Origin of the sequence: Gilvibacter sp. (assembly GCF_013214815.1) — a bacterium.
Classification (GTDB): domain Bacteria; phylum Bacteroidota; class Bacteroidia; order Flavobacteriales; family Flavobacteriaceae; genus Gilvibacter.
In genome coordinates this window covers 1-26,155 of the sequence record NZ_JABSPU010000007.1, presented here as the reverse complement: position 1 = coordinate 26,155, position 26,155 = coordinate 1, and the positions used below count along the sequence as shown (strand labels likewise).

The 26,155-nt window shown below is 43.8% G+C and carries 17 protein-coding genes, 1 tRNA gene, 1 pseudogene and 1 riboswitch; of the genes and pseudogenes, 11 read left to right on the top strand and 8 right to left on the bottom strand.

Annotated elements, in window-relative coordinates; genetic code table 11:
- Positions 1-52: 52 nt before the first annotated feature.
- The 4 genes from argE to HRT75_RS02700 are packed head-to-tail and all read right to left on the bottom strand — an operon-like array spanning position 53 to position 5,193.
- Entirely contained in the window at positions 53-1,219 is a 1,167-nt protein-coding gene (gene argE, locus HRT75_RS02715) for an acetylornithine deacetylase (protein ID WP_291182468.1), read from the bottom strand.
- 2 nt (positions 1,220-1,221) lie between these two features.
- Entirely contained in the window at positions 1,222-2,625 is a 1,404-nt protein-coding gene (locus HRT75_RS02710; RefSeq protein WP_291182467.1) for a TIGR00366 family protein, read from the bottom strand.
- Between the two features lie 15 nt (positions 2,626-2,640).
- On the bottom strand, positions 2,641-4,335 hold the full coding sequence (ggt, locus tag HRT75_RS02705; protein ID WP_291182466.1) for a gamma-glutamyltransferase: 1,695 nt from the start codon (positions 4,333-4,335) through the stop codon (positions 2,641-2,643).
- An 18-nt stretch (positions 4,336-4,353) separates the two neighbouring features.
- On the bottom strand, positions 4,354-5,193 hold the full coding sequence (locus HRT75_RS02700; RefSeq protein ID WP_291182465.1) for a dienelactone hydrolase family protein: 840 nt from the start codon (positions 5,191-5,193) through the stop codon (positions 4,354-4,356).
- Positions 5,194-5,373: 180 nt separating this feature from the next.
- Here HRT75_RS02700 and HRT75_RS02695 point away from each other — a divergent pair, with 180 nt between their 5' ends.
- The 4 genes from HRT75_RS02695 (at position 5,374) to metF (ending at position 11,672) form a co-directional block, all read left to right on the top strand.
- A complete protein-coding gene (locus tag HRT75_RS02695; protein WP_291182464.1) occupies positions 5,374-6,705 on the top strand; it encodes an alkaline phosphatase D family protein in 1,332 nt (443 codons plus the stop codon).
- An 89-nt stretch (positions 6,706-6,794) separates the two neighbouring features.
- Positions 6,795-6,900: riboswitch (SAM riboswitch) on the top strand.
- A gap of 48 nt (positions 6,901-6,948) precedes the next feature.
- Positions 6,949-7,944, top strand: a complete 996-nt coding sequence (locus HRT75_RS02690; protein ID WP_291182463.1) for a homocysteine S-methyltransferase family protein — start codon at positions 6,949-6,951, stop codon at positions 7,942-7,944.
- Positions 7,945-10,623, top strand: coding sequence for a methionine synthase (gene metH / locus HRT75_RS02685; protein WP_291182462.1), 2,679 nt, complete (start codon positions 7,945-7,947; stop codon positions 10,621-10,623).
- A gap of 92 nt (positions 10,624-10,715) precedes the next feature.
- Positions 10,716-11,672 (top strand): methylenetetrahydrofolate reductase [NAD(P)H], encoded by a 957-nt coding sequence (gene metF, locus HRT75_RS02680; RefSeq protein ID WP_291182461.1) that lies wholly within the window; start codon positions 10,716-10,718, stop codon positions 11,670-11,672.
- A 35-nt stretch (positions 11,673-11,707) separates the two neighbouring features.
- On the opposite strand, the gene HRT75_RS02675 is transcribed toward metF, so the two are convergent.
- Together HRT75_RS02675 and HRT75_RS02670 are read right to left on the bottom strand one after the other, a co-directional pair.
- Positions 11,708-12,430, bottom strand: a complete 723-nt coding sequence (locus HRT75_RS02675; protein WP_291182460.1) for a hypothetical protein — start codon at positions 12,428-12,430, stop codon at positions 11,708-11,710.
- Between the two features lie 467 nt (positions 12,431-12,897).
- Positions 12,898-12,970 (bottom strand) — tRNA-Gln (locus HRT75_RS02670).
- A gap of 167 nt (positions 12,971-13,137) precedes the next feature.
- Here HRT75_RS02670 and HRT75_RS02665 point away from each other — a divergent pair.
- Together HRT75_RS02665 and HRT75_RS02660 are read left to right on the top strand one after the other, a co-directional pair.
- Positions 13,138-16,452 (top strand): DUF2723 domain-containing protein, encoded by a 3,315-nt coding sequence (locus HRT75_RS02665; protein WP_291182459.1) that lies wholly within the window; start codon positions 13,138-13,140, stop codon positions 16,450-16,452.
- A gap of 4 nt (positions 16,453-16,456) precedes the next feature.
- On the top strand, positions 16,457-17,098 hold the full coding sequence (locus tag HRT75_RS02660) for a polysaccharide deacetylase family protein (protein WP_291182458.1): 642 nt from the start codon (positions 16,457-16,459) through the stop codon (positions 17,096-17,098).
- Here HRT75_RS02660 and HRT75_RS02655 read toward each other — a convergent pair.
- Both HRT75_RS02655 and HRT75_RS02650 read right to left on the bottom strand, forming a co-directional pair.
- On the bottom strand, positions 17,082-17,378 hold the full coding sequence (locus HRT75_RS02655) for a thioredoxin family protein (RefSeq protein ID WP_087523466.1): 297 nt from the start codon (positions 17,376-17,378) through the stop codon (positions 17,082-17,084). The genes HRT75_RS02660 and HRT75_RS02655 overlap by 17 nt on opposite strands.
- A 55-nt stretch (positions 17,379-17,433) precedes the next feature.
- The gene (locus tag HRT75_RS02650) at positions 17,434-18,669 is read right to left on the bottom strand and encodes a metallophosphoesterase (RefSeq protein WP_291182512.1); all 1,236 of its coding nucleotides are present in this window, start codon (positions 18,667-18,669) and stop codon (positions 17,434-17,436) included.
- Between the two features lie 88 nt (positions 18,670-18,757).
- On the opposite strand from HRT75_RS02650, the gene HRT75_RS02645 reads away from it, so the two are divergent.
- The 5 genes and pseudogenes from HRT75_RS02645 to HRT75_RS02625 all read left to right on the top strand — a co-directional run.
- Positions 18,758-21,676, top strand: coding sequence for a GH92 family glycosyl hydrolase (locus tag HRT75_RS02645; RefSeq protein ID WP_291182457.1), 2,919 nt, complete (start codon positions 18,758-18,760; stop codon positions 21,674-21,676).
- 9 nt (positions 21,677-21,685) lie between these two features.
- Positions 21,686-22,681: an isoaspartyl peptidase/L-asparaginase family protein gene (locus HRT75_RS02640; protein ID WP_291182456.1), complete on the top strand. Its 996-nt coding sequence runs from the start codon at positions 21,686-21,688 to the stop codon at positions 22,679-22,681.
- Between the two features lie 327 nt (positions 22,682-23,008).
- Entirely contained in the window at positions 23,009-23,698 is a 690-nt protein-coding gene (locus HRT75_RS02635; RefSeq protein WP_291182455.1) for a response regulator, read from the top strand.
- 9 nt (positions 23,699-23,707) lie between these two features.
- On the top strand, positions 23,708-25,609 hold the full coding sequence (locus HRT75_RS02630) for a sensor histidine kinase (RefSeq protein ID WP_291182454.1): 1,902 nt from the start codon (positions 23,708-23,710) through the stop codon (positions 25,607-25,609).
- Positions 25,610-25,759: 150 nt separating this feature from the next.
- Positions 25,760-26,155, top strand: a pseudogene (locus HRT75_RS02625) (hypothetical protein); the annotation flags it as partial.

Sequence of the window (26,155 nt, the reverse complement as noted above, 5' to 3'; positions counted from 1 at the left end):
TTTTCAAACCTGCAGCCAAGTTTTGGGAGATCAGTCGCGGCCAATTAGGCTTTTACTTAAAAGACTCTGAGGACAACTCTTTGATGAGCCTCTCCATCATTTGTACACCTAATTCCAACTGTTCTTTGCTGATGAACTCATTGGCCCTATGCGCTTGAGCAATGGAGCCAGGACCACATATAGCAGTCTGAAAACCTTCATTGGCAAATTGACCGGCTTCTGCGGCGTAAGAAACCGTATTGAGTTTAGAATTTCCGGTGAGTCTGTTGATAAGGCTTACCACATCATCCTCTGCTTGAGTGTCTAAATGAGGTACTGGCGGGTGATTTTCAACCGTCTCAATTTTAAAGTCCGGAAAAACGCTCCGCAAGCTTTGTTCACGAGATTCGCAATAGGCTTCAAATTCTTTAACTATTTCAAAGATGTCGTCTTTAGGAATGGTTCTCAAATCCCAATAAAAATGAGCTTTGTTCGCAATGACATTGGGCGCAATACCACCTTCCACCTTCCCAATATGTATGGTGGAATGCGACGGATGGAATCGATCATCTGTTCGGTTGGCCTCAATGAGACGATCCATTTTTTGTTCCAACCACAGAATAAGTCGCATGGATTCGTGAATAGCGCTCACCTCTTGTTTGATTCTGCTGCTGTGTCCTTCTGATCCGTATACGTAGGTCTCTAATATGTAAATACCCTTTTGCCCAGCGATGGTTTCCATCATAGAAGGCTCGCCAATGATAGCGTACTTTGGAGTTTCCTGATAAAAGGTTCTCAAAGTCTTTGCCAATTCCGGTCCTGCTAAACAGCCTACTTCTTCATCATAGGAGAAGGCAAAGTAAATGGGCTTTTTAAGTGCTGCCGACTTCATTTTTGGCAACATTGCCAAACAGATCGCCACAAAACCTTTCATATCGCACGAACCACGTCCGTAAAGTTTTCCATCGCCTTTGTCTGTCAAGACAAAAGGGTCTGTATGCCACTCTTGACCTGCTACTGGGACCACATCTGTATGCCCTGAGAGGATCACTCCACCGTCCACCGCAGGACCAATTCTACAGTGTAATGATGCCTTTTCACCGGTCTCATCGGGGACGAGGTAGGCTTCAATATCATGTGATTCTATATAGGACTTGATCCAATAAATAATACTGAGGTTACTCTCCCCACCTAATACGGGAAAGCTCACCAATTTTGCTAAAATTTCTTCAACATTCATAGTTATACGTAATTAATGGCAACCGCCACGACTAGGGCTGTAAAAGCCATCAATAATAAGGTGATTAAAACTGGAAAAATAAACCGGACCCAACGATCAATTGGAACACGACACATACTCAACATGGCGATGAGTCCTCCTAAGGTCGGGTTCACAAGATTAGAGAGACCATCTCCAATCTGAAAAGCCAATATTGTGATCTGTTTGCTGAGTCCTAAGGATTCCCCTAAAGGTAGCATTACTGGTAAAGTAGCCAAGGCTTGCCCACTTCCAGAAGGGATAAAAAAGTTTATTACCGATTGAGATAAGGCCATGCTCACTGCCGAGGCATAAAGCGGCAATCCATCCAAAAGCTCTGCCAAATTATGAGAAATTGTATCACTGATATTTCCCGTATCCATCAATACTTTAATAGAGGTGGCAAGCCCGACCATAAATGCGCCAGGAGCTGCCACGCCTACTGCCTTCAGGGTGGTATTACTCATTTGTGTCGCATCCATTCGGGATACTAATCCGCAGATAAGGGCAACCATTAAAAATATGGCCGAGAGCTCATTGATGTACCAATTCAAGTTGAACACTCCATAAAGAATAACGAGCAGTCCAATGAGGAAAATTGCAATTACAATCCAATTCTGACCACTTACCTTGTAGGCGGAAAGCGGTTGTGATAATTTCATGTCAGAAACATCTAGATCTTTGGAGAGGCTCTTCTGCGGATCTTTGGTTATTTTTTTAAAGTATCGGACGTTGTAGTAGGCCATCACGCTCAAAGCACCCAAACACAAGATCCCACGAAGGAGCCAGCCCGAGAACATGGCCAATTCTGCAATTTTATGACCCGTTCCTACGGTATACGGGTTAATTGGTGAGAGCCCAAAACCAATGGTCATAGCACCCACAGATATTCCCGCAGCTAAAATTAAATCGCCGCCCAAAGCAAGGCTTAAAACTGCGGCAATGGGTACCATTGCAATATTGTTCTCATAACCCACGGCTATCCCCAGCAAACCGTAAACAAAGGTCATGATCACGATGATCAAGTTTTTATTTCGAGAACCTAATTTCTTTACCAAAGTACCGACCGCATTCTCTACGGCTTTGGACCGCTCCATAAAGCCAAACATAATAGCACCTGCAAGGACGATGAAAATGATCTCTGAGGCTGCTTTAAAGCCCAAAGGAATCGCCTTAAACATATCCAACAAGCCAATGGGTGTTGAAGGAATAATTTTATATGAATTCGGAACCACAAAACTCTTCCCATTGACCACTTCTCTTTCATAGGTTCCAGCGGGAAGCACATAACTCAAAATCGTTACCAGGACGATAATGATAAACAGCATGGTAACTGCGTGCGGCACTCGTTTAAACAAGCTCAAGGAGCTCAGGGGATTCTTTGACATAATTATCCGGCAGAATTAATAGCCAGCCGCTTGGCCGTCCTTTCGACTCTCAGAAGCTCCGTGATACACCTTGTTCTCATCATCCCAAAGAATAGCTTGATATCCTCCGTAGACACCTCTGGCCGCACCAATTCGATGTCCTCGGTCCATCAGACCACGGATAGTGGAATACGGAATTCCAGATTCCGTTCTAATGGTCCCCGTATTAGTGGTGGTAGCTCCCATAGGACTTGCACCACCGGTGTGATCCCATCGTGGAGCATCTCCGGCTTCTTGAATATTCATGCCAAAATCAATAAGATTCATCACAATTTGGGTATGCCCCATAGGCTGAAAATCTCCACCCATAACACCAAAACTCACATAAGGTTTTCCATCTTTGGTAATGAAAGCAGGAATAATTGTATGGAAAGGTCTTTTACCAGGTTCAAAGGTATTGGCCTGCCCGGGAACCAAACTAAAAAGTTCGCCACGATCCTGGAGCATAAAGCCCAATTTGGGCGGCACCATTCCAGAGCCCATTCCACGATAATTACTTTGTATAAGGGAGATCATGGTTCCGTCTTTGTCAGCAACAGTCATATAAATGGTCTCACCCGCAGAGATCTCCCCTGCATTGTAGGTACCTGCTCTTTGACCTATTTGGGCACGGCGCTCTTCTGCGTAGGCGTCAGAGAGTAACTGTTCCACTGGAACATCAAAAAAGTCCATATCGGCATAATACTTCGCCCGGTCTTCAAAGGCTAATTTTTTAGCTTCCGTGAATAAATGCAAATGCTCTTCACTCCCAAACTCAATCTGAGAAAAATCATAGCCTTCTAAAATTTGCAACATCTGCAAAGCGGCGATACCTTGACCGTTTGGCGGTAACTCCCATACATCATAACCGCGGTAATTCACAGATACAGGTTCAACCCATTCTGATTTGTGTGCCGCCAAATCCTCAGCAGATAAAAATCCGCCCTGCTGCTGAATGAATTCACCAATCACTTGGGCAATCTCACCTTTGTAGAAGGCATCGCGTCCACCAGCTGCGATCTTTCTGTAGGTCTCCGCCAAATACGGATTCTTATAGATCTGACCTTCCATTGGCAATTGCCCTCCGTTCTGTACTTTATACGTATCGGCAATATTGGGGAATCCCTTTGATTCATAAAACGGAACGCTACGTTGCAGATACCAAGCGATCAGTTCGGTAAGTGGAAAACCTTTTTCTGCATAACTAATGGCTGGGGCCAAAATATCAGTCATAGGTTTAGAACCAAATCTATTGTGTAGTTCAAACCAGCCATCAACCGCTCCGGGTACGCTCACTGGCAAAGGACCGTGAGACGGGATTTTACTCATATCATTCTGCTTAAAGTACTCCAGAGAAAGGTCCATTGGCGATCTTCCACTAGCATTCAAGCCGTATAACTTTTGTGTTTTTGGATCCCAAACTATGGCGAATAGATCACCCCCAACACCACAGCCCGTGGGTTCCATAAGCCCTAAAGCCGCATTGGCAGCTATTGCGGCATCAATGGCGTTCCCACCATCTTTCAAAATTTGTAAACCAATCTGAGTAGCTAAAGGATGACTGGTAGCTACCATCCCGTTTTGGCCCAAAACCACAGAACGTGTGGCAAAGGCTTCTCCTGTAATTCTGTCTTGTGCAAAAACCCCTTGAATACAAAGGATCAAAAGCACTCCATAAATTTTCAATTTCATTGACTTTCGGTTGGGACTCTATTTAAATACTTCGTTGAGCATTTCTTGTAAACTGTTCCATGATTTTTGATCTGCATCTGCGTCATAAGCTAAAGGAAGACCAAATTTCTCTCCGTTGGCATCTGCTTCTTTGGAGGTAAAACTATGCACCACCCCAGGATATGAGATGTATTCATAAGTCGCTCCTATAGAATCCATGGCACTTTTAAAAACTCCAACAGATTCTTCACTCACAAAGGAATCGGCGCCTCCATTACAGACTAAAACACGAGCTTTGAGCTGCTCATTAGGCATTACAGGCAAAGTGACTCCAGAATGAAATGCCGCAACAGCATCCAGGTCAGCACCAGAATTTGCCATGGTTAAGGCTACACTTCCTCCAAAACAATATCCAATGGCAGCAAGTTTATCGGCATCCACTGTTTCATGAGCTTGAAGCAAGGCAACAGCTGCATTGAATCGCGCCTTAGCCTCAGGCAGATTGCTCATCACACTCATGGCGAACTTACCAGCATCATCGGGATGACTGGCTTGCTTACCATCACCGTACATATCAACAGCAATGGCCGTATAGCCAAGCTTAGCCAACATATCTGCGCGTTCTCGCACGTAGTCATTGTGACCCCACCACTCATGAATGATCAAAATTCCAGGGCGCTTCCCTTTTAGGTTCTCATCATAGGCGATATAGCCTTTTAGGTTTGTAGAATCTGAGGCGTAACTCACTGCCTCTCCTTTGATGCTAGGTTGCAGATTTTCTGAAGCAGTTGTCGCTTCTGAGTCGGTCTGTTTGTTCTCTTTACAGGAGACGGCCGTCATCATAGCGGCTAAGAGCAGAAGTGGAAGATATCGTTTCATTATCTGTGGTTTTTCAATTGCTTAAAGGTACTAATTGTTACCGCTAAAATTTAACAATCCCCCATAAACCAATACGCCAACCTAAAATTTAATAAGCCCTTAAAGGTTTTCAAACGCAAAATACTACAGATAAACTACCTTTGTTTCTCCTTTTGGATATCATTAAAACCAACCAACGCTATGCGATTCATACTATTTCTGACTGTATTTTTTGTTTTTTCTCCTGCACCACTAGCGCAAGATCTATTGCAATCTGGGCCAATGGTTGGCTATTCTACCATGCGCGAGGTGATGCTTTGGGCACAAACTACAGAGGAAGCAGAAGTTCATTTTGAATATTACGAGCAAGGAAATCCTAAAGTCAGATTCAAAACCGAGCAGGTTGAAACCCAAAAAAGCACTGCTTATGTCGCTCAAATAATTGCAGACCAAGTGCTTCCTGGTAACACGTATACGTATGAATTATACATAAACAACAAACGCGTAAAGCGAGACTACCCGATGACTTTCCAAAGTCAAGAATTATGGCAGTGGCGCACGGACCCACCGGAAGTGAATTTTGCCATTGGTAGTTGTAATTATGTCAATGAAGCTCGATTTGATCGTCCAGGGAAACCATACGGCAGCGAGTATGAAATATTTACCGCAATCCACGAGCAAAAACCAGATTTTATGATCTGGTTGGGAGACAATACGTATTTACGAGAAGCTGATTGGAATTCTCGCACCGGATTTCTGCACCGTTATACCCATACTCGTTCGCTTGCAGAAATGCAACCCTTATTGGCTTCCACTCACCATTATGCAACTTGGGACGATCACGATTTTGGACCCAATAATTCAGACGGAAGCTATTCCCTGAAAGAAACAGCCACTGAAGTTTTCAAACTGTTTTGGGCAAACCCAAACTACGATGTAACAGGAGAAGGTGGAATTACCGGTACTTTTCAATGGGCAGATCTGGAGTTTTTCTTGTTGGACAACCGCTATCACAGAACATCAAACAGGAACTATACCGAGGATCGGCAGATGCTTGGGAAAGAGCAAATCGATTGGCTTATTAATGCCTTAGCTTCGAGCCGCGCTCCATTTAAGTTTATAGTGATTGGTGGACAAGTATTAAGCACAGAAGCTTGGTTTGAGAACCATGCTACTTTTGCAGATGAAAGACACTATCTGATCAAGAAAATTCGCGATGCCCGTATTGAAGGAGTAGTCTTTTTGGATGGGGACAGGCATCATACCATCCTCAGCAAGCAACAAGAGAACCAAAGTGTTTATCCGCTTTACGATTTAACTTGCTCCTCGCTTACCGCAGGCGCAAACAACAGCAAAGAAGTCCTGAACACAAACGGCATAGAAGAAACCTTTGTAGGCCAACACAATTTTGGACTGCTCAATGTTAGCGGTCCCAGAACTGATCGGGTGTTGACCATTACTATTCGAGACAAGGACGGTCAGCCTTTATGGACTCGAGAGATAAAAGCTCAGGATTTAAAATACAAACGCTAGTAGATCTGCTAAGCTGCGGACATCTGTTGGCTTTTGATTTGATCAGAAACTTTTTTAACTATATTTGCTCTGACGTTCTAAAACAAATTGTGTTATCACGAAAGGTGGAGGGAATAGACCCTATGAAACCTTAGCAACCCTTTGACAAGCAAAGAAGGTGCTAAATTCTACTGCGAGAAGCAGAACAGATAACGGAGAATACTCTTCCTCTTTCCTGATAATAGTAAAACCTAATCATCAGGAATGCCGAACTTATATAATGAACTGCAAAAGCGTGTACTTGTGCTCGATGGAGCCATGGGTACCATGTTGCAACGCTACAATTTCTCAGAAGAAGACTTCCGGGGAGAGCGATTTAAAGACTACTCGATTCCCCTTAAGGGCAACAATGATCTCTTGTCCATTACCCAACCGGAGGCAATAGCCGAAGTCCACCATAAATTCCTTGATGCCGGTGCGGACATCATACAGACCAATACCTTTTCTGGCACCACAGTAGCTATGGCCGATTACCAAATGGAGGACTTGGTTTATGAACTCAACTTTGAATCTGCAAAAATCGCTAAGGCAAAGGCAGAAGAATTCTCTAAAAAACAACCGAACAAGCCACGCTTTGTTGCGGGATCTATAGGCCCTACTAATAAGACCGCCAGCATGTCTCCAGACGTGAATGACCCGGGGTTCAGAGCCATAACCTTTGACGAATTGCGTGTGGCATATAAGCAACAAGCAGAGGCTTTATTAGATGGCGGCGTTGATATTCTGCTGGTAGAGACCGTGTTTGACACCTTAAATGCTAAGGCTGCATTATTTGCTATAGAAGAGGTCAAAGAAGAGCGCAATAACAACACCCCCGTTATGGTTAGTGGAACTATTACAGATGCTTCTGGGAGAACACTATCGGGGCAAACTGCGGAGGCCTTTCTGATCTCCATATCACATACCGATCTGATCACCGTTGGCTTCAACTGCTCTTTAGGGGCTTCAAAGTTGCAACCCTATTTGGAAGCCATATCGAGCAAAACCAACATTGGAATTTCTGCCTATCCCAACGCAGGCTTACCCAACGCTTTTGGAGAATACGATGAAACTCCCGATAAAATGTCCGTACAGGTTAAAAGTTATTTGGACAATGGTATTGTGAATATAGTTGGAGGCTGTTGTGGTACTACTCCGGAGCACATCAAAGCCATTGCCAAGGTAGCAGAACAAGTGACTCCTAGACCAATTACACTATAAATGAGCGATACCCCAAAATATTTAAAGTTATCCGGCCTTGAACCTTTGGTGATCACTCCCGAGAGTAACTTCATCAATATTGGAGAACGAACCAACGTAGCCGGTTCCAGAAAATTCTTAAGACTGATAAAAGAGGAGCAATTTGAAGAAGCTGTTGCTGTAGCTCGACACCAGGTTGAAGGAGGAGCTCAGATCATTGACATCAATATGGACGATGGTCTTATTGACGGAAAAAAAGCCATGGTCAAGTTTTTAAACCTGATTGCTGCAGAGCCCGACATAGCGCGCGTACCGATCATGATAGACAGCTCTAAATGGGAGATCATTGAGGCTGGGCTTCAAGTGATTCAGGGAAAGGGCGTGGTAAATTCCATAAGTCTCAAGGAAGGCAAAGAAGAGTTTATTGCTCAGGCAAAAAAGATCAAACGCTATGGCGCCGCTGTGGTGGTTATGGCTTTTGACGAAGTTGGACAGGCAGACAACTATCAACGTCGGATAGAAATTGCCGAACGCTCCTATACTATTCTTGTGGATGAAGTAAACTTTGCTCCCCAAGACATCATCTTTGACCTGAACATCTTCCCGGTGGCCACGGGGATGGAAGAGCATCGTAAAAACGCGGTAGACTTTATTGAAGGTACTCGTTGGGTAAAAGCGCATTTACCTCATGCCAGTGTTAGTGGTGGAGTGAGTAACGTCTCTTTCTCTTTTAGAGGGAACAATACCGTGAGAGAAGCCATGCATTCCGTATTTCTGTATCACGCCATCAAAGCGGGAATGAATATGGGAATTGTAAACCCAGCCTTGTTAGAGGTGTATGACAGTATTCCCAAAGATCTTTTGGAACATGTAGAGGACGTCATTCTGGATCGACGAGACGATGCCACAGAGCGATTGTTGGCTTTTGCGGAGACCGTTCAGGGTACAAAAAAGGCCAAAACGGTCGATCTGCAGTGGCGCAAACAAGAACTTCAGGAGCGCATAACCCATGCTGTGGTCAAAGGGATTGATGCCTTTATTGTGGAAGATGTAGAAGAAGCCCGCCTGCTCAGTGAGCGCCCTTTAGATGTGATAGAAGGACAATTAATGACCGGGATGGGTGTGGTTGGCGATCTGTTCGGTTCTGGAAAGATGTTCCTGCCTCAGGTGGTCAAATCTGCCCGAGTCATGAAAAAAGCAGTGGCTTATCTGAATCCATTTATAGAAGAAGAGAAAAGTGATAAACAGCAGTCGCTTGGTAAGATTTTAATGGCTACGGTAAAAGGCGATGTGCACGATATTGGTAAAAACATTGTCTCTGTGGTCTTGGGATGCAATAATTACGAGATCATTGATCTGGGCGTTATGGTACCTCCAGAGAAGATCATTGAAACCGCTATTGAGCAACAGGTTGACGCCATTGGCCTTTCTGGTTTAATCACACCCTCCTTGGATGAAATGGTCTTTTTAGCCAAAGAAATGGAGCGTCATAATTTGGCAATTCCCCTATTGATTGGAGGTGCTACAACCTCTAAAGCGCATACGGCCGTTAAAATAGACACCCAATACAAACACGCTGTTGTGCACGTCAATGATGCTTCAAGGGCAGTTACTGTTGTTGGCGATTTGCTCAATAAAAGATCGGCTGAAAGTTATACGGCCAATCTCAAGGAGGAATACGAAAGCTTCCGAACCAAGTTTTTAAACCGCGGTAAACAGAAGAGCTATATTTCCTTGGACGAGGCACGCGACAAAAAATACGAGATTGATTGGAGCACTTTTAAGCCTGAGGCTCCAAACTTTGTTGGGATCAAAAAAACCACCTCCACTACCCTAACTGATCTGCTTCCATTTATTGACTGGAGTCCCTTTTTTAGAAGTTGGGATCTACACGGCAAGTTTCCAGAGATCTTGGAGGATGATATAGTTGGACAAGAAGCCCAACAACTCTATGCAGATGCTCAGGAAATGATCTCTCAATTGCTAGCAGACCAAAGCTTGAAAGCTCGGGCGATCTTTGGAATTTTTCAGGCCAATTCAATAGATCACGACGACATTATAGTGAGTGACCAAAAGCAAGAATTGGCACGATTCAGAACCTTGAGACAGCAACTCAAAAAACGTGATGGTGTTCCCAATTTGGCGCTCGCTGATTTTATTGCTCCGCAAGACTGCGGAATCACCGATCATATTGGCGCATTCTGCGTGAGCATCTTTGGTGCACAGGATTTAGCAGACCGCTACAAGAGTGAGCATGACGATTACAACGCGATCATGGTTCAAGCCTTGGCCGATCGTTTTGCAGAAGCCTATTCAGAATATTTGCACCGAGAAGTGCGCATGAAGCACTGGGGATATGCCGCAGGGGAAGATTTAGACAACCAAGGGCTCATCCAGGAGGCGTATCGAGGTATAAGGCCTGCGCCAGGTTATCCAGCCTGTCCGGACCATTTGGAAAAAGAGACACTTTGGTCGCTTTTAAAAGTTGAAGAGAATATAGGGGTGAGCTTAACAGAGAGTTTGGCCATGTGGCCTGCGGCTTCGGTGTCTGGCTATTATTTTGCGCATCCAGAGTCCAAGTACTTTGGGTTGGGTAAGATCACAGAAGATCAACTGATCAATTACGCCCAACGCAAAGGAATAACTCTAGAAAAAGCAGAAAAATGGTTGCATCCTAACCTCGCCATTGGATCGCGTTAGCGATTGCAGCGGAAAGCCCGCAGCTTGCGAGGACTTGCAGCGAAAAGCGCGACCTGCCAACGGCAAGGGAACGCCAAAACAAAAAATAGATCATGAAAGTAACTGACCATATAGCTAAAGCACAAGGGAACCCACAGTTTACCTTTGAAATTTTACCGCCATTGAAAGGGCAAAGTATTGATGCGATCTTTGAGAGTATTGACCCTTTGATGGAGTTTAAACCTCCGTTTATTGACGTGACCTACCACAGGGAAGAATACATTTATATTCCATTGGAAGATGGACTTCTCAAGCGGCAGGTGGTGAAGAAGCGCCCTGGAACCGTGGGTATTTGTGCTGCAATTCAGAACAAATATCAGGTAGATGCTATTCCGCACATTCTCTGCGGCGGCTTTACCAAAGAAGACACGGAGAACTTTTTGATAGATCTGGACTTTTTAGAAATTGACAATGTAGTGGCTTTGCGCGGCGATGCTGTAAAAAATGAGACCTACTTCTCTCCAGAAAAAGACGGACATACCTATGCGGTGGATTTGGTAAAACAAATTGATCAGCTCAATCACGGGTCTTATTTGGACGTGGAACTCCAAAATTCTGCCTGTACTGATTTTTGTATCGGAGTAGCCGGTTATCCGGAAAAGCATATGGAGGCTCCGAATTTGGAAAGCGACCTGCACTTTTTAAAGAAAAAGGTAGAAGCCGGAGCCCAGTACATAGTGACTCAAATGTTTTTTGACAATGAGAAGTATTTTGATTTTGTAAAACGCTGCCGTGCAGCGGGAATTGAGGTGCCTATCATTCCAGGATTAAAACCCTTAGCCACTAAAAAACAACTCAACCTAATCCCGCACCGTTTTCATGTGGACCTGCCTGAAGCACTGATCAAAGAAGCCATAAAATGCAAAGACAACGCCGCCGTGCGGCAATTGGGGATTGAATGGTGCAGCGCTCAAAGTAAAGAGCTACTCGATCACGGAGTCCCCGTGCTTCATTATTACTCCATGGGTAAAAGCGATAACATTCGGCAGATTGCGAAGCGGGTGTTTTGATATGAAGGAATGATCATTCTAACTATAAAACCTAATCAATATTTCTTTCTAGCCTTGTCAAAATAGACTTCTTGAAATTCAATTGTATCACAACTTGTTGGAGATGTTGAGAGAAAAATGGTCCTAGCTTGATCAAGGCGGTCAAATAACTCCAAATAGTCAGCGCGAGATTCAATTTTCTTGCTTAAATCGATATATCTAGGATCCTCGTAAATTGAACTATCCTTTTCTATGGTCTTAAATTCTTTATAGTACTTATTGTATTTATATTTTAGGCTTTCTACCCACAAAACACGGTAATCCATTTGCCATTTTTCTTCACTATCATATTGCTCAAAAAGTTTCTCCACAGTGTTGTAGAGTTCTTCAAGATCACCGTTGATTAGTAAATCTACAGATACAACTTGATCCAGTTTGAACTTTTCGTACTGCTCCAATTCAGACATCCGTCTCAAAGAGGCCATAAATTCCGACTTGCTATCTGGGCAATTTCTTGATAGATAAGAAAACTTGAAAATATGCTTGTATAAATAATCTGCTCTCGCCATTATTCGCTCTTCCGCAGTAGCTGAGGAATCTGGCAAGATTCGATTGAAATCGTATTTGTAAAAATAGGTTGTAGTATAGGTTGAATCCTGACAGATGAAGTTCTTATCGTATTCTCGAGTTTGAGAAAAGTAACCAACATCATCCGTAACGCGATAATTGAAATTAACAAAAAGAGTGTCGCTCTGTCCCCAGCAAGCACAAAAGCACATTAATATGATTAGAACAGAGAGTTCTCTATTAACAAATTGAGCGAAAAAATACAGCAACAGTTATCGAACTTATATTTCACGATTAAGATAATAAAGAAATATTTTCAATAAGACTCATCATCCATATAGGCGCTGAAGCGTTTAGAATTTGTCAAGTGGACAAATTTAGCGACCGGCGGGCGTTGAGGGGCGGGCTGTTCGAGCCCTAGATATAAAAACAAAAAACCCGAGCGAATGCTCGGGTTAATCAAGTTGGCCCACTGGGTTCTGGAACGTTAAGAATTTGTCCAGTGGACAAATTTAGTGACAGATAGGCGCTGAGGCGCGGGAAGTAATTTGAACTAAATTGAAATATGGTGAACACTTTATGCAAAAGAAGGCAGCGTGACTGCCGCGCCGGAGTGAGAGCCCTAGTACCGAAAATGAAAAAAGCCTTCAAGTAAAAACTTGAAGGCTTTCGTAACAAGTTGGCCCACTAGGGCTCGAACCTAGACTCTTCTGAACCAAAATCAGACGTGTTGCCAGTTACACCATGGGCCAATTCCATAATGAGTGCGCAAATTTAAGACAACTTTTGTCTTCTACAAACAAAATCTAGAAAATTTAGCCTCTTAAAGATACGCTAAAGTTGGTGTGAAACCTTAGGGTAAATATTCCCAAGAGTATAAATATTATTACCTTCGCTGGGAGTTTAAAACCACAGGTTTATGCAAGAGGCAGCTTTTAAAAAATGGAATCTATTGTTGGGCTGGGGCGTTTTTGGCGTTTCGCTTATCGTTTACATCTTGACCTTAGAACCCACTGCCAGTTTCTGGGATGCCGGAGAATACATTACTACAGCTTCTAATTTAGAGATCGGACACCCTCCTGGGGCACCGCTTTATCAAATGTTAGGGGCCTTCTTTTCTTGGTTTGCCATGGAACCGGCCAATATTGCCTACACCATCAACCTGATGTCTGCCTTTGCAAGCGCCTTTACCATTGGTTTTATGTTCTGGTCTTTGACCATGTTATTGGTCAACGTTATTGGGAAAGAAAAACTAAGTGATAGCGCAACTTCCATCGCTGTTTTAGGTAGTGCTGCAGTGGGTTCACTAGCCTTTGCCTTTACCGATAGCTTTTGGTTCAATGCAGTGGAAGCCGAGGTTTACGCCATGGCCAATATGATTCTAGCCGTGCTGTTTTACTGCGGATTGCGTTGGGAACGTGAAATGAACACTCCCGGCGGAGACCGATGGGTCATACTCATATCGCTCATTGTGGGGCTTTCCTTTGGAGTTCACTTTATGGGATTACTGACGATTCCTGCCATTGGTTTCTTATACTACTTTAAAAACACCAAAAAGATCACGGTTAAGAATTTCATTGTGGCCAATGTGGTGGTAGTGGCTATTCTACTATTTATTTTTAAGTTGCTCCTGCCTTTGAGTATGAAACTCTTTAGTGGTTTTGAGATCTTCTTTGTCAATCAAATTGGATTGCCATTCAACTCCGGAACCATCATTGCAGGCCTACTTTATATCGGCATCTTTTACTACGTTCTTAAGTTCACGCGCAAAAAAGGCTATGCCAAGCTCAATACTTTGGCGCTTTGTGTGCTCTTTATTTTTGTTGGATTCTCCAGCTGGCTAATGCTGCCCATCCGCGCCAATGCTGGGACGGTAATTAACGAAAACAATCCGAACAACGCCCGCGAGCTACTCGCTTATTACAACCGTGAGCAATACCCGGAAACACACCTGTTCTATGGACCGCAATTCTCTGAAGATTATGTGGGCTTAGATCCTATTACCCCTTATGTAGACGACAAACCCAAATACGAAAAGAACGAGGAATTGGGCCGCTACGAGATTGCAAACAACTACAAACTCGCCAAGCAAAATACGGATGATCGTCAAAAAGCGATCTTCCCGCGTATGTGGAGTATAGAACATAGCGCCAACTATTTGGCCTACACGGATGGACTTGATTTTAGCATTAAACGCGAATACCTCAGTGAAGAGGTGATCCGTCAAGAAGTAGCTCAGTTTAAAGAAGCCTACCGTTTGGGTTATGTAGATGCAGAAGGTTACCACCGCTTCCTCAAAGAGTTTGCTAGTGTTATAGATATTGAAAAACCGAGTTTTAGTGACAACATAAAATTCATGTTCTCCTACCAATTCGGTTATATGTATGGCCGCTATTTCATGTGGAATTTTGCCGGCCGACAAAACGACATTCAAGGCCAAGGAACCGTCTTGAACGGAAACTGGATCAGCGGTATAAAGTTCTTGGACGAATGGCGTTTAGGGCCACAAGACAATTTACCCAGTGATGCTGTGAACAACAAAGGCAGAAACACGTATTTCTTCCTTCCGCTATTGCTTGGACTCTTAGGAATCTTCTTTATTGCTAGCAAAAATCCGAAGTATTTTTGGGTGCTTTTGGTGTTCTTCCTCTTTACAGGAATCGCCCTTAAAGTGTATCTAAACGAAAGACCTTTTGAACCTCGTGAACGCGATTACGCCTTGGTTGGTTCCTTCTATATGTTCGCCATTTGGATTGGATTTGGAGTTTATGCCTTATTTGACCTCATCAAAGAATACAGCACACCACGCGTGGTGGCTCCACTGGTGGTGGTCATTGGAATGTTGGCCGCTCCTGCCCTTCTGATCTCTCAAAACTGGGATGATCACGACCGCTCAAACCGTTATACGGCCAACTCTATGGCTAAGATGTATCTGGATTCCTGTGATGAGAATGCCATACTGTTCACCATCGGTGATAATGACACCTTTGCCCTTTGGTACGCCCAAGGGATAGAGGGTTACAGGCAGGATATACGAACGGTAAATACGAGTCTTTTCCAGACGGATTGGTATATAGACGATATGAAGAAGGCCGCCTACACCAGTGCGCCGATTCCTTCACAAATGACGCACGCTCAATACCGCACAGGAACTCGTGATTTTGTCTTTGCGCAAGAAGTAACCGATGAACCTGTCAATATCAAAGAATGGTTGAATTGGATTGTTTCTGACGATCCACGAACCATGGTGACACTGCCAGACAACAATCAAAAGATAAGCACCTTCCCATCTAAGACAATCCGTATTCCTGTGGATAAAGAAACGGTATTGCGCAACGGTATTGTAGACCCTAAGGATGCCGATCTGATCGTTCCTTATATCGACATTAAACTCAACGGCGATGTCCTTTATAAAAACCGTTTGTTGATGCTAGATATTATTGCCAATAACAACTGGGAACGTCCTATTTACTTTACCGGTGGTAGTTTTGGTGATGACGATTATCTGTGGATGAAAGACTATCTACAGTTGGATGGGGTGACCTACAAATTGGTTCCTATCAAAACTCCACGTGACCCAGAGAATCCTTATGAAATGGGACGTATAGATACTGATAAGATGTATGATATCGTCACCAAGTGGGATTGGGGTAACAGCGGAAGTGAAGACATCTATCACGATCCTGAAACCCGCAGAAATGCATTGACGTATCGTTCAAACATTTCGCGTTTGGCAGACAGCCTTATTGTGGAAGGCAAGAACGATATGGCCAAGACCGTTCTTGATCTTGCCATGGAAAAAATGCCTGTAGAGAAGTTTGGATTCTACACCATGTTGGATCCGTATATCAGAGCCTATTACGCGATTGGTGAGAATGAAAAGGCCCGTAAGATCTTTAAAGAAGTTTCTCAGAAGTATCAGGAAAAACTGATCTTCTTTGATCAATTCAGCCCTAGAGAGCAAGACCGATTGGTTTCTGAAATTCTCACGGATGTAGAACGTTACCGCGCCTTGGTGTATCAATTGAATGTTCCGGGCGAGGATGAAGACTTTATCGAACAGGAATTCATCACCTTCAACTCCTATCTGGAGAAATTCAAAGCGCTTTATATGCGTCAAGGTTTGTTTGATGATGACACAGACGATCTTGATTTCAATAATGATGAAGATCCATTGCTGATGCCAGCAGATACTACAGGTCTGGACAGCACAGGCTTAGACGGCGTAGAATAAGTACATGAAATATACAGTCAAATCTCCAAAGGTGCTTCAGATGCTTTATCCGAAGCGCCTTTGGCGTTTAGACAGCACAGAGAAAGTCATTTATTTGACCTTTGATGACGGTCCCATTCCTGAGATCACTCCTTGGGTATTAGAAACCTTGAAGCGATTTGACGCCAAAGCAACCTTCTTTTGTATTGGAGACAATGTGCGTAAGCATCCCGAGATTTATCGGGAACTTATTCAAGAAGGACACCGAGTGGCCAATCACACCATGCATCACGTGAAAGGTTGGAAAACACCATTGCTCGATTACCTAAGGGAAACTGAAAGCTGCCAAAATCTCATGGAAGCAGGGAGCGATGGTACTGAAATAAGCAAACTGTTCAGACCTCCCTACGGGCAGCTGCGTTCCAATCAATCCAAGGCACTACAAAAAAAGGGTTACAAAATTGTGATGTGGGATATTCTCTCTGCGGATTTTGACCTTCAGCTTTCCCCAGAAAAGTGCTCGGAAAATGTTATCAAACACGCAAAAGAAGGCAGTATCGTTGTCTTTCACGACAGCCTAAAAGCGGCACCGAGGCTCCAAGTGGCCCTACCAGCGGTTTTAAAAGAGTTTAGTGAGCGGGGATTTGCGTTTAAATGTATTCCTTAACCAGTCCGATCAAGGTATTTGCGTCTTGCTCACCGCTTTGACGCCATTTCATTTCGCCGTTCTTGTAAATCATCAAGGTTGGGAGGCCTTTAACGCGCAGGGCGTCAGCCAATTCCTTGTTCTTGTCCACGTCGATCTTGATCACTCTGGCCTTATCGCCTAAAGCAGCTGCAACATCACGCAGCACCGGATGCATAGCCGTAGAGGGCTCGTTCCATTCGGTATAAAAATCGAGGAGTACAGGAATGTCGGCTTCTATTAATTCTCCAAATTTTGACATATGATTCCCGTATGAGATTGGTGATCAATACTACAAATATAGTGTTTTAGGGCAACTATGCTGTTTTAGGCCCTTTTTTAAGGGTTATCACAGAGACTTCTGGCCAGATTCCAACCCGCCCAGGATAGCCAATATATCCAAATCCGCGGTTCACATTGATGAACTGCCCGGCCTCTTCATAGATGCCCGCCCATTCGTCATAACGCCACTTGACCGGAGACCAGCGTACCCATCCAGGGATCTCAATACCAAACTGCATTCCGTGGGTATGCCCGCTCAGGGTTAGGTGGAAGTGATTCTCATGCGGTATAACCTCTGCGCGCCAATGCGAAGGATCGTGACTCATCAAGATCTTAAAATCGTCAGCGCCAACCGCAGATACTGCCTTTTGTAGATCTCCAGCCTTTTTGAATCCGCCTTTACCCCAGTTCTCCACACCAATAAGCGCCAAGCGTTGACCGTCGCGCTCCAAGAAACGGTGTTCGTTCAATAGTAGGTCCCAGCCCATTTCTGCTTGGATGTTTTTGAGCTCTTCCAAGTTCTTCTTTTTATCCTCTGCATTGGGCCAGTTGTAGTAATCTCCATAATCGTGATTACCCAAAACGGAATAGACACCATCTTTAGCTGTTAGTGTACTGAATACTTTTTTCCATGGACGCATCTCTGCCGCGAGATCATTGACCAAATCTCCAGTAAATAGAATGACATCACTCTTCTGTTCATTGACCAGGTCTACGGCGTATTGCACTTTTTCTGCATTACTAAAACTACCCGAATGAATATCACTGATCTGAGTAATGGTATAGCCATCAAAAGCATCAGGCAGGTCTTCAAAGGTCATTTCATATTTTAGTACCTGATAGTTATAGCGCCCTTTAAACATTCCGTAGAGCAAAGCCCCAAAAGGAATAGCAGCTGCACCTAAAGCAATCGTACTGATAAACTTCCGCCTAGAAGGCATATAGAAACTGCCTTCATGACTTCCGAATTTAGAATACAAGCCCACAGCAATCCGCACCAAGTCTTCTCCTAGTAAAACAATCACCAATACAAAGAGCTTGGGCATAAAGACCGCAATGAAGGTTCCAAAGCTGTACATTCTTAGCGGTGTCATAACCCGATTGCCAGACATGGCGGAGATCTGATAAATGAAAAGTCCTAAGATGATGAGAGAAACACCAAAGTAAGCAATATGAATCCAGCGGTTGCTGGTTATGGTTTTAATGGCTTGAAAAGTATATACGTCAACCGCCACATAAATGGCGATAAAGATGATCCATCCTATATTCATAAAAACAAAGATACTGGCTTTGAGGCCCTTGTTAAAAGGCTTCACTTTTTTTTAACGGTTTTCGTAACTTCACGTGCAAAACTACCGCATGTACCGATCACTGCTTGGATACTTCCTGCTAGCCTTTATTATTGGCTGCTCACCTCAAGGTCCAGCCCCTGCTAAACAAGAGAAAAAATTAATTTCCTACGTCAATCCATTTATTGGAACAGGCGGCCATGGACATACGTATCCTGGTGCCACCCTACCTTTTGGAATGATGCAGCTCAGCCCAGACACGCGCTTAGATGGCTGGGACGGTTGTAGTGGCTACCACTATTCTGATGATTATATCTACGGCTTCTCCCATACCCACCTCAGTGGGACCGGGGTAAGTGACTATGGAGACCTCCTTTTGTCTCCTACCAATTCATTGAACTTCAATAATGGTGCTAACGGTTTGGCCGGTTATGGTTCTAAATTCTCTCATGAGAATGAGATCGCCTCGCCAGGGTTTTATCAAGTCAGACTGGACGACACTAAGGTCACTGTGAGCCTCACCACCAGTGAACGCGCCGGAATGCATAAATATGAGTTTGACAAAGACGTACGCCAGTTTATTGTCATTGATCTGGACCACCGAGACAAACTCTTGGAATTTGATATGGAGCAAATCTCCACTACAGAGTTCAGTGGGTATCGATTCTCTGAGGCCTGGGCTACAGATCAGCGCCTATTCTTCTACATTAAATTCTCCAAGCCGGTCAAGCAATCGACTTTTTTGAGAAATGGATTGAAAAAGCGCAAAGCGGCCTTAGAGTTTGACAAGAATGATGAAGAACCGCTTTATGTGACCGTGGGAATATCTGCCGTTGATGAGGAAGGTGCAAAAGCCAACGCCGAGGCGGAAGTAGGTGAACTGACCTTTGATCAACTCCGCGCTCGTGCCGAGGAAAAATGGGAAGCCCAATTACAAAAGATCGTGGTTGAAAACCAAAATGAAGAAGCGCTTTTCAACTTTTACACTTCCCTTTATCACAGCATGCTCGCACCTAATTTGTATCAAGATGTGGACGGCCGTTATCGCGGAATGGATTTAGAGATTCATCAAGCCGATTTCAATTATTACACGGTTTTCTCATTGTGGGATACCTACCGAGCTGCACATCCACTTTATACGATATTTGAACAAGAGCGCACCAACGATTTTGTCAAGACTATGCTCGCCAAATACCAAGAAGGGGGGATAATTCCAATTTGGGATCTCAGCGCCAATTATACAGGTTGTATGATCGGCTATCACGGCATTCCTGTGATTGCAGACGCCTATATGAAAGGTTTGCGTGATTACGATACTGATCTGGCATTGGAAGCTATGAAACACAGTGCTACACGTGATCATTTGGGTCTTGAAGGATACAAAGAGTTTGGCTATGTCCCTATGGAGCAAGAGAGTGAATCTGTGTCCAAAACGCTAGAATACGCTTATGATGACTGGACCATTGCACAAATGGCTCAAGAAATGGGCGAAAGAGAGGACTACAATAATTACATCCGCAGAGCTCAGAATTACAAAAATGTTTTCAACCCGGAGACTGGATTTATGCAAGGCCGATTCAGAAACCAATGGTTTACTCCTTTTGATCCTTATGAGGTCAATTTCAATTATACCGAGGCCAATGCGTGGCAGTACAGCTTGTATGTTCCGCAAGACATCAATGGCTTGATTGACCTTATGGGTGGCCCGCAGGCTTTTGAAGAGCATTTGGATCAGCTATTCACGGCCAAAACGGAAACTTCAGGGCGTGATCAGGCAGACATTACAGGTCTTATTGGTCAATATGCACACGGAAATGAACCGAGTCATCATATGGCCTACCTGTACAACTTTGTGGGCAAACCAGAGAAGACTCAGAAGTACGTCCAAGAGATAGGTACTACCCTTTACACCAACACGCCAGATGGAATTTCGGGTAATGAAGACTGCGGACAGATGAGCGCTTGGTATGTATTTAGCGCTTTAGGATTCTATCCCGTCACCCCGGCGAGTAATCAGTACATTATTGGGACTCCTCTTATGGAAAAAGCGACCATCAACTTGGAAAGTGGCAAAAGCTTTACGGTCATTGTCAACGATTTTTCTATGGAAAACCCATACATTCAAGCGGTTCGTCTGAATGAAAAACCATTGGATCGATCCTATCTATGGCATGAGGAGTTAATTGACGGCGGTTGGATCGAATTTGATATGGGCCCACAACCGGGAACTTGGGGCACCGCTGCTGAGCAGCTCCCGACAGCGAGAATTGACGATCAATTGGTGGTTACACCACCGTTCATCTCCGCAGGAGAGATCGCCTTTAAAAATCAGACGGAAGTAAGCTTGCAGAACATCAACCAAGAGGCGGTGATTTACTATCGACTCAATGACGCGGATTTCGCCGAGTACACCGCTCCTTTTAGCCTTAGTGAAGATGCCGTTTTAGAAACCTATGCAAACCTCAACGGACAAGAAAGCCCTGTGTTGAGAACACCCTTCTACAAGGTAGATCCTAGCCGAAGCATTAAGTTGGAATCTGAATTTGCCAATCAATACAATGCCGGTGGTAATGATGCTTTAATTGACGGAATTAGAGGCAGCGAAGACTTCCGCACTGGAGCATGGCAAGGCTATCAAGATCAAGATGTTATTGCCATTGTCGATTTGGGCAGCGTTAAGGCGATAGATTCTATCAAAGTAGGCTTTTTACAAGACCAAGGCAGTTGGATCTTTCTACCCACAGAGGTGGAATGTTATATCTCTGATAACCCCAACAGCTTTAATAAAAACCTTCCGGCCGTAAAATTTGATTCAGCAACTCGAGACGATGAAAGCGAGATCGCTTCCGCAGCCTTTAGTATGAACGGATATAGCGCGCGATACGTAAAGATCGTGGCCAAAAACCTTGGAGATTTGCCCTCATGGCACCTCGGGGCGCCTTACGACGGCAAGGCTTGGATCTTTGTAGACGAAATAGTAATTGATTAAACCACAACCATGAAACGCAGAACCTTTTTAAAGAATACTTCTTTGGGCAGTTTGGCTCTCGGTATTCCAGCAGCTGCAATGAGCTGTGCTGAGAACTCACAAGAAGCCCCAACCGATGAGACTGGTCCTGGAGGACCACTAGTTTTAGCCACTTGGAATGTTAACAATGCAACCAAGGCCGCTTGGGAAAGTCTAGCTGCGGGTAACTCCGCATTGGATGCCGTTGAAGCCGGTTGCAAAATAGAAGAAGCTGATGTAAAAAACTCCTCTGTGGGTAAAGGGGGCTTGCCAGATCGTGATGGTAATGTGACCTTAGACGCCTGTATCATGGATCATACGGGCAACTGCGGATCTGTGGTTTATCTTAAAAACACAACTCATGCCATTACAGTAGCACGTTCCGTGATGGAAGACACCCCGCACGTAATGCTGGCCGGACAAGGAGCAGAAATGCACGCCAGAGCTATTGGTTTGGAAGCGGAGGATCTGCTTACCCCAGAATCTCGCGCAGCCTGGGAAAAATGGAAAGAAACCTCTAAGTACAAACCCATTATCAATATTGAGAACCACGACACTATTGGAATGTTAGTCATGGATAAAGATGGAACCCTTGCCGGGGGCTGCACCACCAGTGGCTTAGCCTATAAAATGCAAGGCCGTGTGGGAGACAGTCCTATTATTGGCTCTGGACTCTTTGTGGACAATGAGGTGGGAGCTGCAGTAGCTACCGGTTTAGGTGAAGAAGTGGTCAAAACAGTAGGTAGTTTTCTTATTGTAGAGCTTATGCGACAAGGCAAATCCCCTCAAGAGGCTTGTGAAGAGGCTATTAAGCGTATCGTTTCAAAACCTGGAAGCAACTATAAAGACTTCCAAGTGGGCTATATCGCCATGAATAAAAAAGGGGAAACGGGCTATTTTGCCATTCACAAAGGATTTTGGACTACTCAGCATAATGCTGCAGAAAATAAAAACTTTGAGTCTGACTACTTTAACAAGGAAGCCTAAGACCAGACTTTAATACAAACTCAGAAAATCAGCTACAGTGTCTTCCTACTTTTCCCAGAGGTAAAACCCTGTTTTTCAATAAGAAGTCCAAACATTATTACGGTTTAGCCGTAATAATTTATTATCTTTGAGTTACATAAGTAGGTTGATGCCTTCGGGTAATCGATCAAATTTGGGGCGAAAAGCTGTCATTTATGGCAGCTTTTCTATTTTCTGCATTTTTGCCCTTGACTTTTGTTCTTCATTCACTAAAAAATCAGCCGCGCTAACTAAAAAATTAGGCCCAAACGAATTAGATTCAGTAGCTTAACACGAGTTTTAGCAACAATGTCAATTAAAATTCTAATCGTAGAGGACGAACCACTGATCGCAGTGACCATTGAAACCGCACTTGAAAAACAGGGTTATCGGGTCATTGGTGACGCCGACAGTTATGAGAGTGCTCAAAAAGTATTAGCTCAAAATTCGGTTGATCTGGTACTTTTGGACATTCAACTGGACGGTGAGAAAGACGGTATCGATCTGGCAGCTCATTTAGACCGACAAAGGATTCCCTATTTATTTCTCACCTCGCAGGCCGATCCGAATACTATTGATCGAATCAAAGAGGTACATCCCTCAGGATTTATTGCCAAACCGTTTACGGAGTCCGGTTTGAGGAGCAATATAGAATTGGCTTGGCATCAGCTTAAAAAACAAACCCCACCATCACCCTTGATCATTCGGGTTAATGGACGCACGCATAAACTCGCCAAAGAAAGTATCAAGTACTTAAAAGCCTACGACAATTACTGCTATATCGTAACTGAAAAACAGACCTATTTATTACCGCACACTTTAAAAAAACAAATGCAAGGTCTTACCGATGATCGATTTGTACGCATTCACCGATCTTATGTAGTGAATATTGATCAGGTCACTGCCGTGACCAAAGACAGTGTGTTTTTGGGTGAAGAAGATTTACCTATGAGTACTAAAAACCGATCTGAAGTTGAAACTTTGATGAGCCGACGTTAAATGAAATTTATGAAAACCCCCACCAAGGCACTCACAAGCCTGATTATTATTCTAACGCTTTTTACCGGGCAAGTAATTGCACAATCAATAAGTCCAGAAACTATAAAACAACAAATAGATAGTATTCTTGAGCTTCCTAAGGATCAGATCATTGATGCCTCCTATGATTTATCCCGATCCTACATCCGCAGTAAAGACCCAATACGCGTGCATCAAATCATGGATTCAATCTCAGATCTACCAGAGGTCATGATCAACACCAACTTGAATTTTGCGCCCTTCTATTTGCGTAAAGGAGATGTAGCAGCCTCTTTAAAGTTACGCAAGCAAAGTCTAGCGATGTCTGAATCCTATGGGGATCCCACGTTGACCTTTGACTGTTTATCTTCCTTAACTGCGCATTATATCAACGTTGCTAAGGTCGATTCTGCTTCGCTTTACAACAATCAAGCGGAAAACATCTTGGCGCAGTATCAGGATATTCCTAGGGATCTGTATGAGATCGTTTACCGTATGCGTTCGGATATTGAGCATATTTTGGGCAATTACGAAGCCCAAGGAGTGTATTTAGAAAAAGCTTGGAGCGCCATTGCTGATATTCCCAACCACAGAAGGCGAGGGTTTTTGTTATTTCTAATAGTAGACTTCTACAAGCAGGTGGATCAATTAGATCGTTTGACCTATTTTACAGAACAACTCTCAGCCTATTACAAGGAGAAGACCCTGAACACTCCAGATTATCATTTACCAATAGATCAAGTCCTGCTCGATGATTCTTCTGAGGAGGCTATAGCCAACTTAGAGAATATTATTAGAGTCTCCGACAGTCTGTCCAACTACAATGCACTTTCTGTATGTACCATCGCCATATCCAGAGCATTTTTAAAATCAGGCCAACCAGAAAGAGCCCTACCCCATCTAAACAACACTATTGAAAAGCTTACCGCTGCCAACTATTTATACGGGAATACCAGTGAGCGACAAATGTTGCAACGCGTTTATTTAGCGATGAACAATTATGAAGGTGCTTACAACATCCTTTTGGACCAAAAAGCGATGGAGGACAGTCTGAGAAACTCTGAGGTTCTCGCTAAGATTGCCGACTACGAGGTCAAATATCAAACCCAAGAAAAGGAACTTGAACTGCAGCGCACCGAGGCCAATAAGAAGTTTTTGACCGCCTTACTATGGGCGGGTGGCTTAGTACTGTTACTCGTACTCTATTTTTTGTATAAGAACCGTCAAAAGAATAAAATACTCGCACGTCAAAAATCTCTTTTGGAAACCACTTTAGATGAAAAGAACGTCTTACTCAAAGAAATTCATCACCGCGTAAAGAACAGCTTTCAAATTGTGTCTTCCTTGCTCTATTTGCAATCTGAAAATATTGAAGACAAAGAAGCCCAACTCGCTATAAAAGAAGCCCAAAACCGGGTGCGTTCAATGGTGCTGATCCATCAAAAACTCTACAATAAGGATCAACTAGTGGGCATTAATACCAAGGAGTATTTTGAAGATCTTACTCGTGACATTTTTGAATCCCATCAGTTTAAAAGTAAGCCGATTAAATATGCTACAGACATCAAACCTATGGTGCTTGATATAGAAACCATCACTCCCATTGGATTGATCCTCAATGAACTCATTACCAACGTGCTCAAGCACGCTTTTCCAGAGGTCAAGGATACCAGTGAGATGCAATTGCGCTTTGACCAAAAAGGCGATTCCTTGGTTTTAGAACTTGAAGATAACGGTCAAGGTATGCCCGATGAGGTGGCAGAAAGTTCCTTTGGAATTAAGCTGATGAAAGCGCTTTCTAAAAAACTCAAGGCCAACCTAACCTTCAGTCCGGCGCCTGCTCAGGGTACTATAGCGAGTCTTGAAATCACCAAATTCAACTTGCTAAGCTAGCTTCACTAAAAATTCGGTAGCCTTCACTAAAAATTATTGGGCAAGGCATTAAGCCACACTACTTTAGGTGTCAGAAAAGGTCATCCCCCACCTTTTTATGCCCTACCTACTCCTGCTTTTGCTTCGGTAAAAATTTCAAAACACAATCGCATGAAACGAATTTTACCCCTAGTGATTTTTGCCCTGTTGGCTCTTAATCTTAACGCCCAAGTTGGGATCAACAATCTTTCACCAAGCGCCAGTTTAGATATTACTGCCAGTAATCAAGCAACACCTGCTAACACAGACGGTTTATTGATTCCTCGGATCGACACCTTTCCAACCACAGACCCAGCAGCTGCACAACACGGCATGCTTGTTTACTTAACCACCACAGATGGTGGTAACCCTCCAGGATTCTACTTCTGGAACAACGGCACCACTGCTTGGGACAGTATTTCTGGTAGCGGCGCTCAACAGATCAACGAACTCACAGACGGAATAACTGATGGGTCCTCTATATTTTTAGGAGCGAGTTCAGGCCTAAATAATGACGGAGCTAACTCC

Coding starts and splice junctions, on each gene's coding strand:
- argE (WP_291182468.1), bottom strand. CDS start 1,219: ATGAATGTTGAAGAAATTTTAGCAAAATTGGTGAGCTTTCCCGTATTA.
- HRT75_RS02710 (WP_291182467.1), bottom strand. CDS start 2,625: ATGTCAAAGAATCCCCTGAGCTCCTTGAGCTTGTTTAAACGAGTGCCG.
- ggt (WP_291182466.1), bottom strand. CDS start 4,335: ATGAAATTGAAAATTTATGGAGTGCTTTTGATCCTTTGTATTCAAGGG.
- HRT75_RS02700 (WP_291182465.1), bottom strand. CDS start 5,193: ATGAAACGATATCTTCCACTTCTGCTCTTAGCCGCTATGATGACGGCC.
- HRT75_RS02695 (WP_291182464.1), top strand. CDS start 5,374: ATGCGATTCATACTATTTCTGACTGTATTTTTTGTTTTTTCTCCTGCA.
- HRT75_RS02690 (WP_291182463.1), top strand. CDS start 6,949: ATGCCGAACTTATATAATGAACTGCAAAAGCGTGTACTTGTGCTCGAT.
- metH (WP_291182462.1), top strand. CDS start 7,945: ATGAGCGATACCCCAAAATATTTAAAGTTATCCGGCCTTGAACCTTTG.
- metF (WP_291182461.1), top strand. CDS start 10,716: ATGAAAGTAACTGACCATATAGCTAAAGCACAAGGGAACCCACAGTTT.
- HRT75_RS02675 (WP_291182460.1), bottom strand. CDS start 12,430: ATGTGCTTTTGTGCTTGCTGGGGACAGAGCGACACTCTTTTTGTTAAT.
- HRT75_RS02665 (WP_291182459.1), top strand. CDS start 13,138: ATGCAAGAGGCAGCTTTTAAAAAATGGAATCTATTGTTGGGCTGGGGC.
- HRT75_RS02660 (WP_291182458.1), top strand. CDS start 16,457: ATGAAATATACAGTCAAATCTCCAAAGGTGCTTCAGATGCTTTATCCG.
- HRT75_RS02655 (WP_087523466.1), bottom strand. CDS start 17,378: ATGTCAAAATTTGGAGAATTAATAGAAGCCGACATTCCTGTACTCCTC.
- HRT75_RS02650 (WP_291182512.1), bottom strand. CDS start 18,669: ATGAATATAGGATGGATCATCTTTATCGCCATTTATGTGGCGGTTGAC.
- HRT75_RS02645 (WP_291182457.1), top strand. CDS start 18,758: ATGTACCGATCACTGCTTGGATACTTCCTGCTAGCCTTTATTATTGGC.
- HRT75_RS02640 (WP_291182456.1), top strand. CDS start 21,686: ATGAAACGCAGAACCTTTTTAAAGAATACTTCTTTGGGCAGTTTGGCT.
- HRT75_RS02635 (WP_291182455.1), top strand. CDS start 23,009: ATGTCAATTAAAATTCTAATCGTAGAGGACGAACCACTGATCGCAGTG.
- HRT75_RS02630 (WP_291182454.1), top strand. CDS start 23,708: ATGAAAACCCCCACCAAGGCACTCACAAGCCTGATTATTATTCTAACG.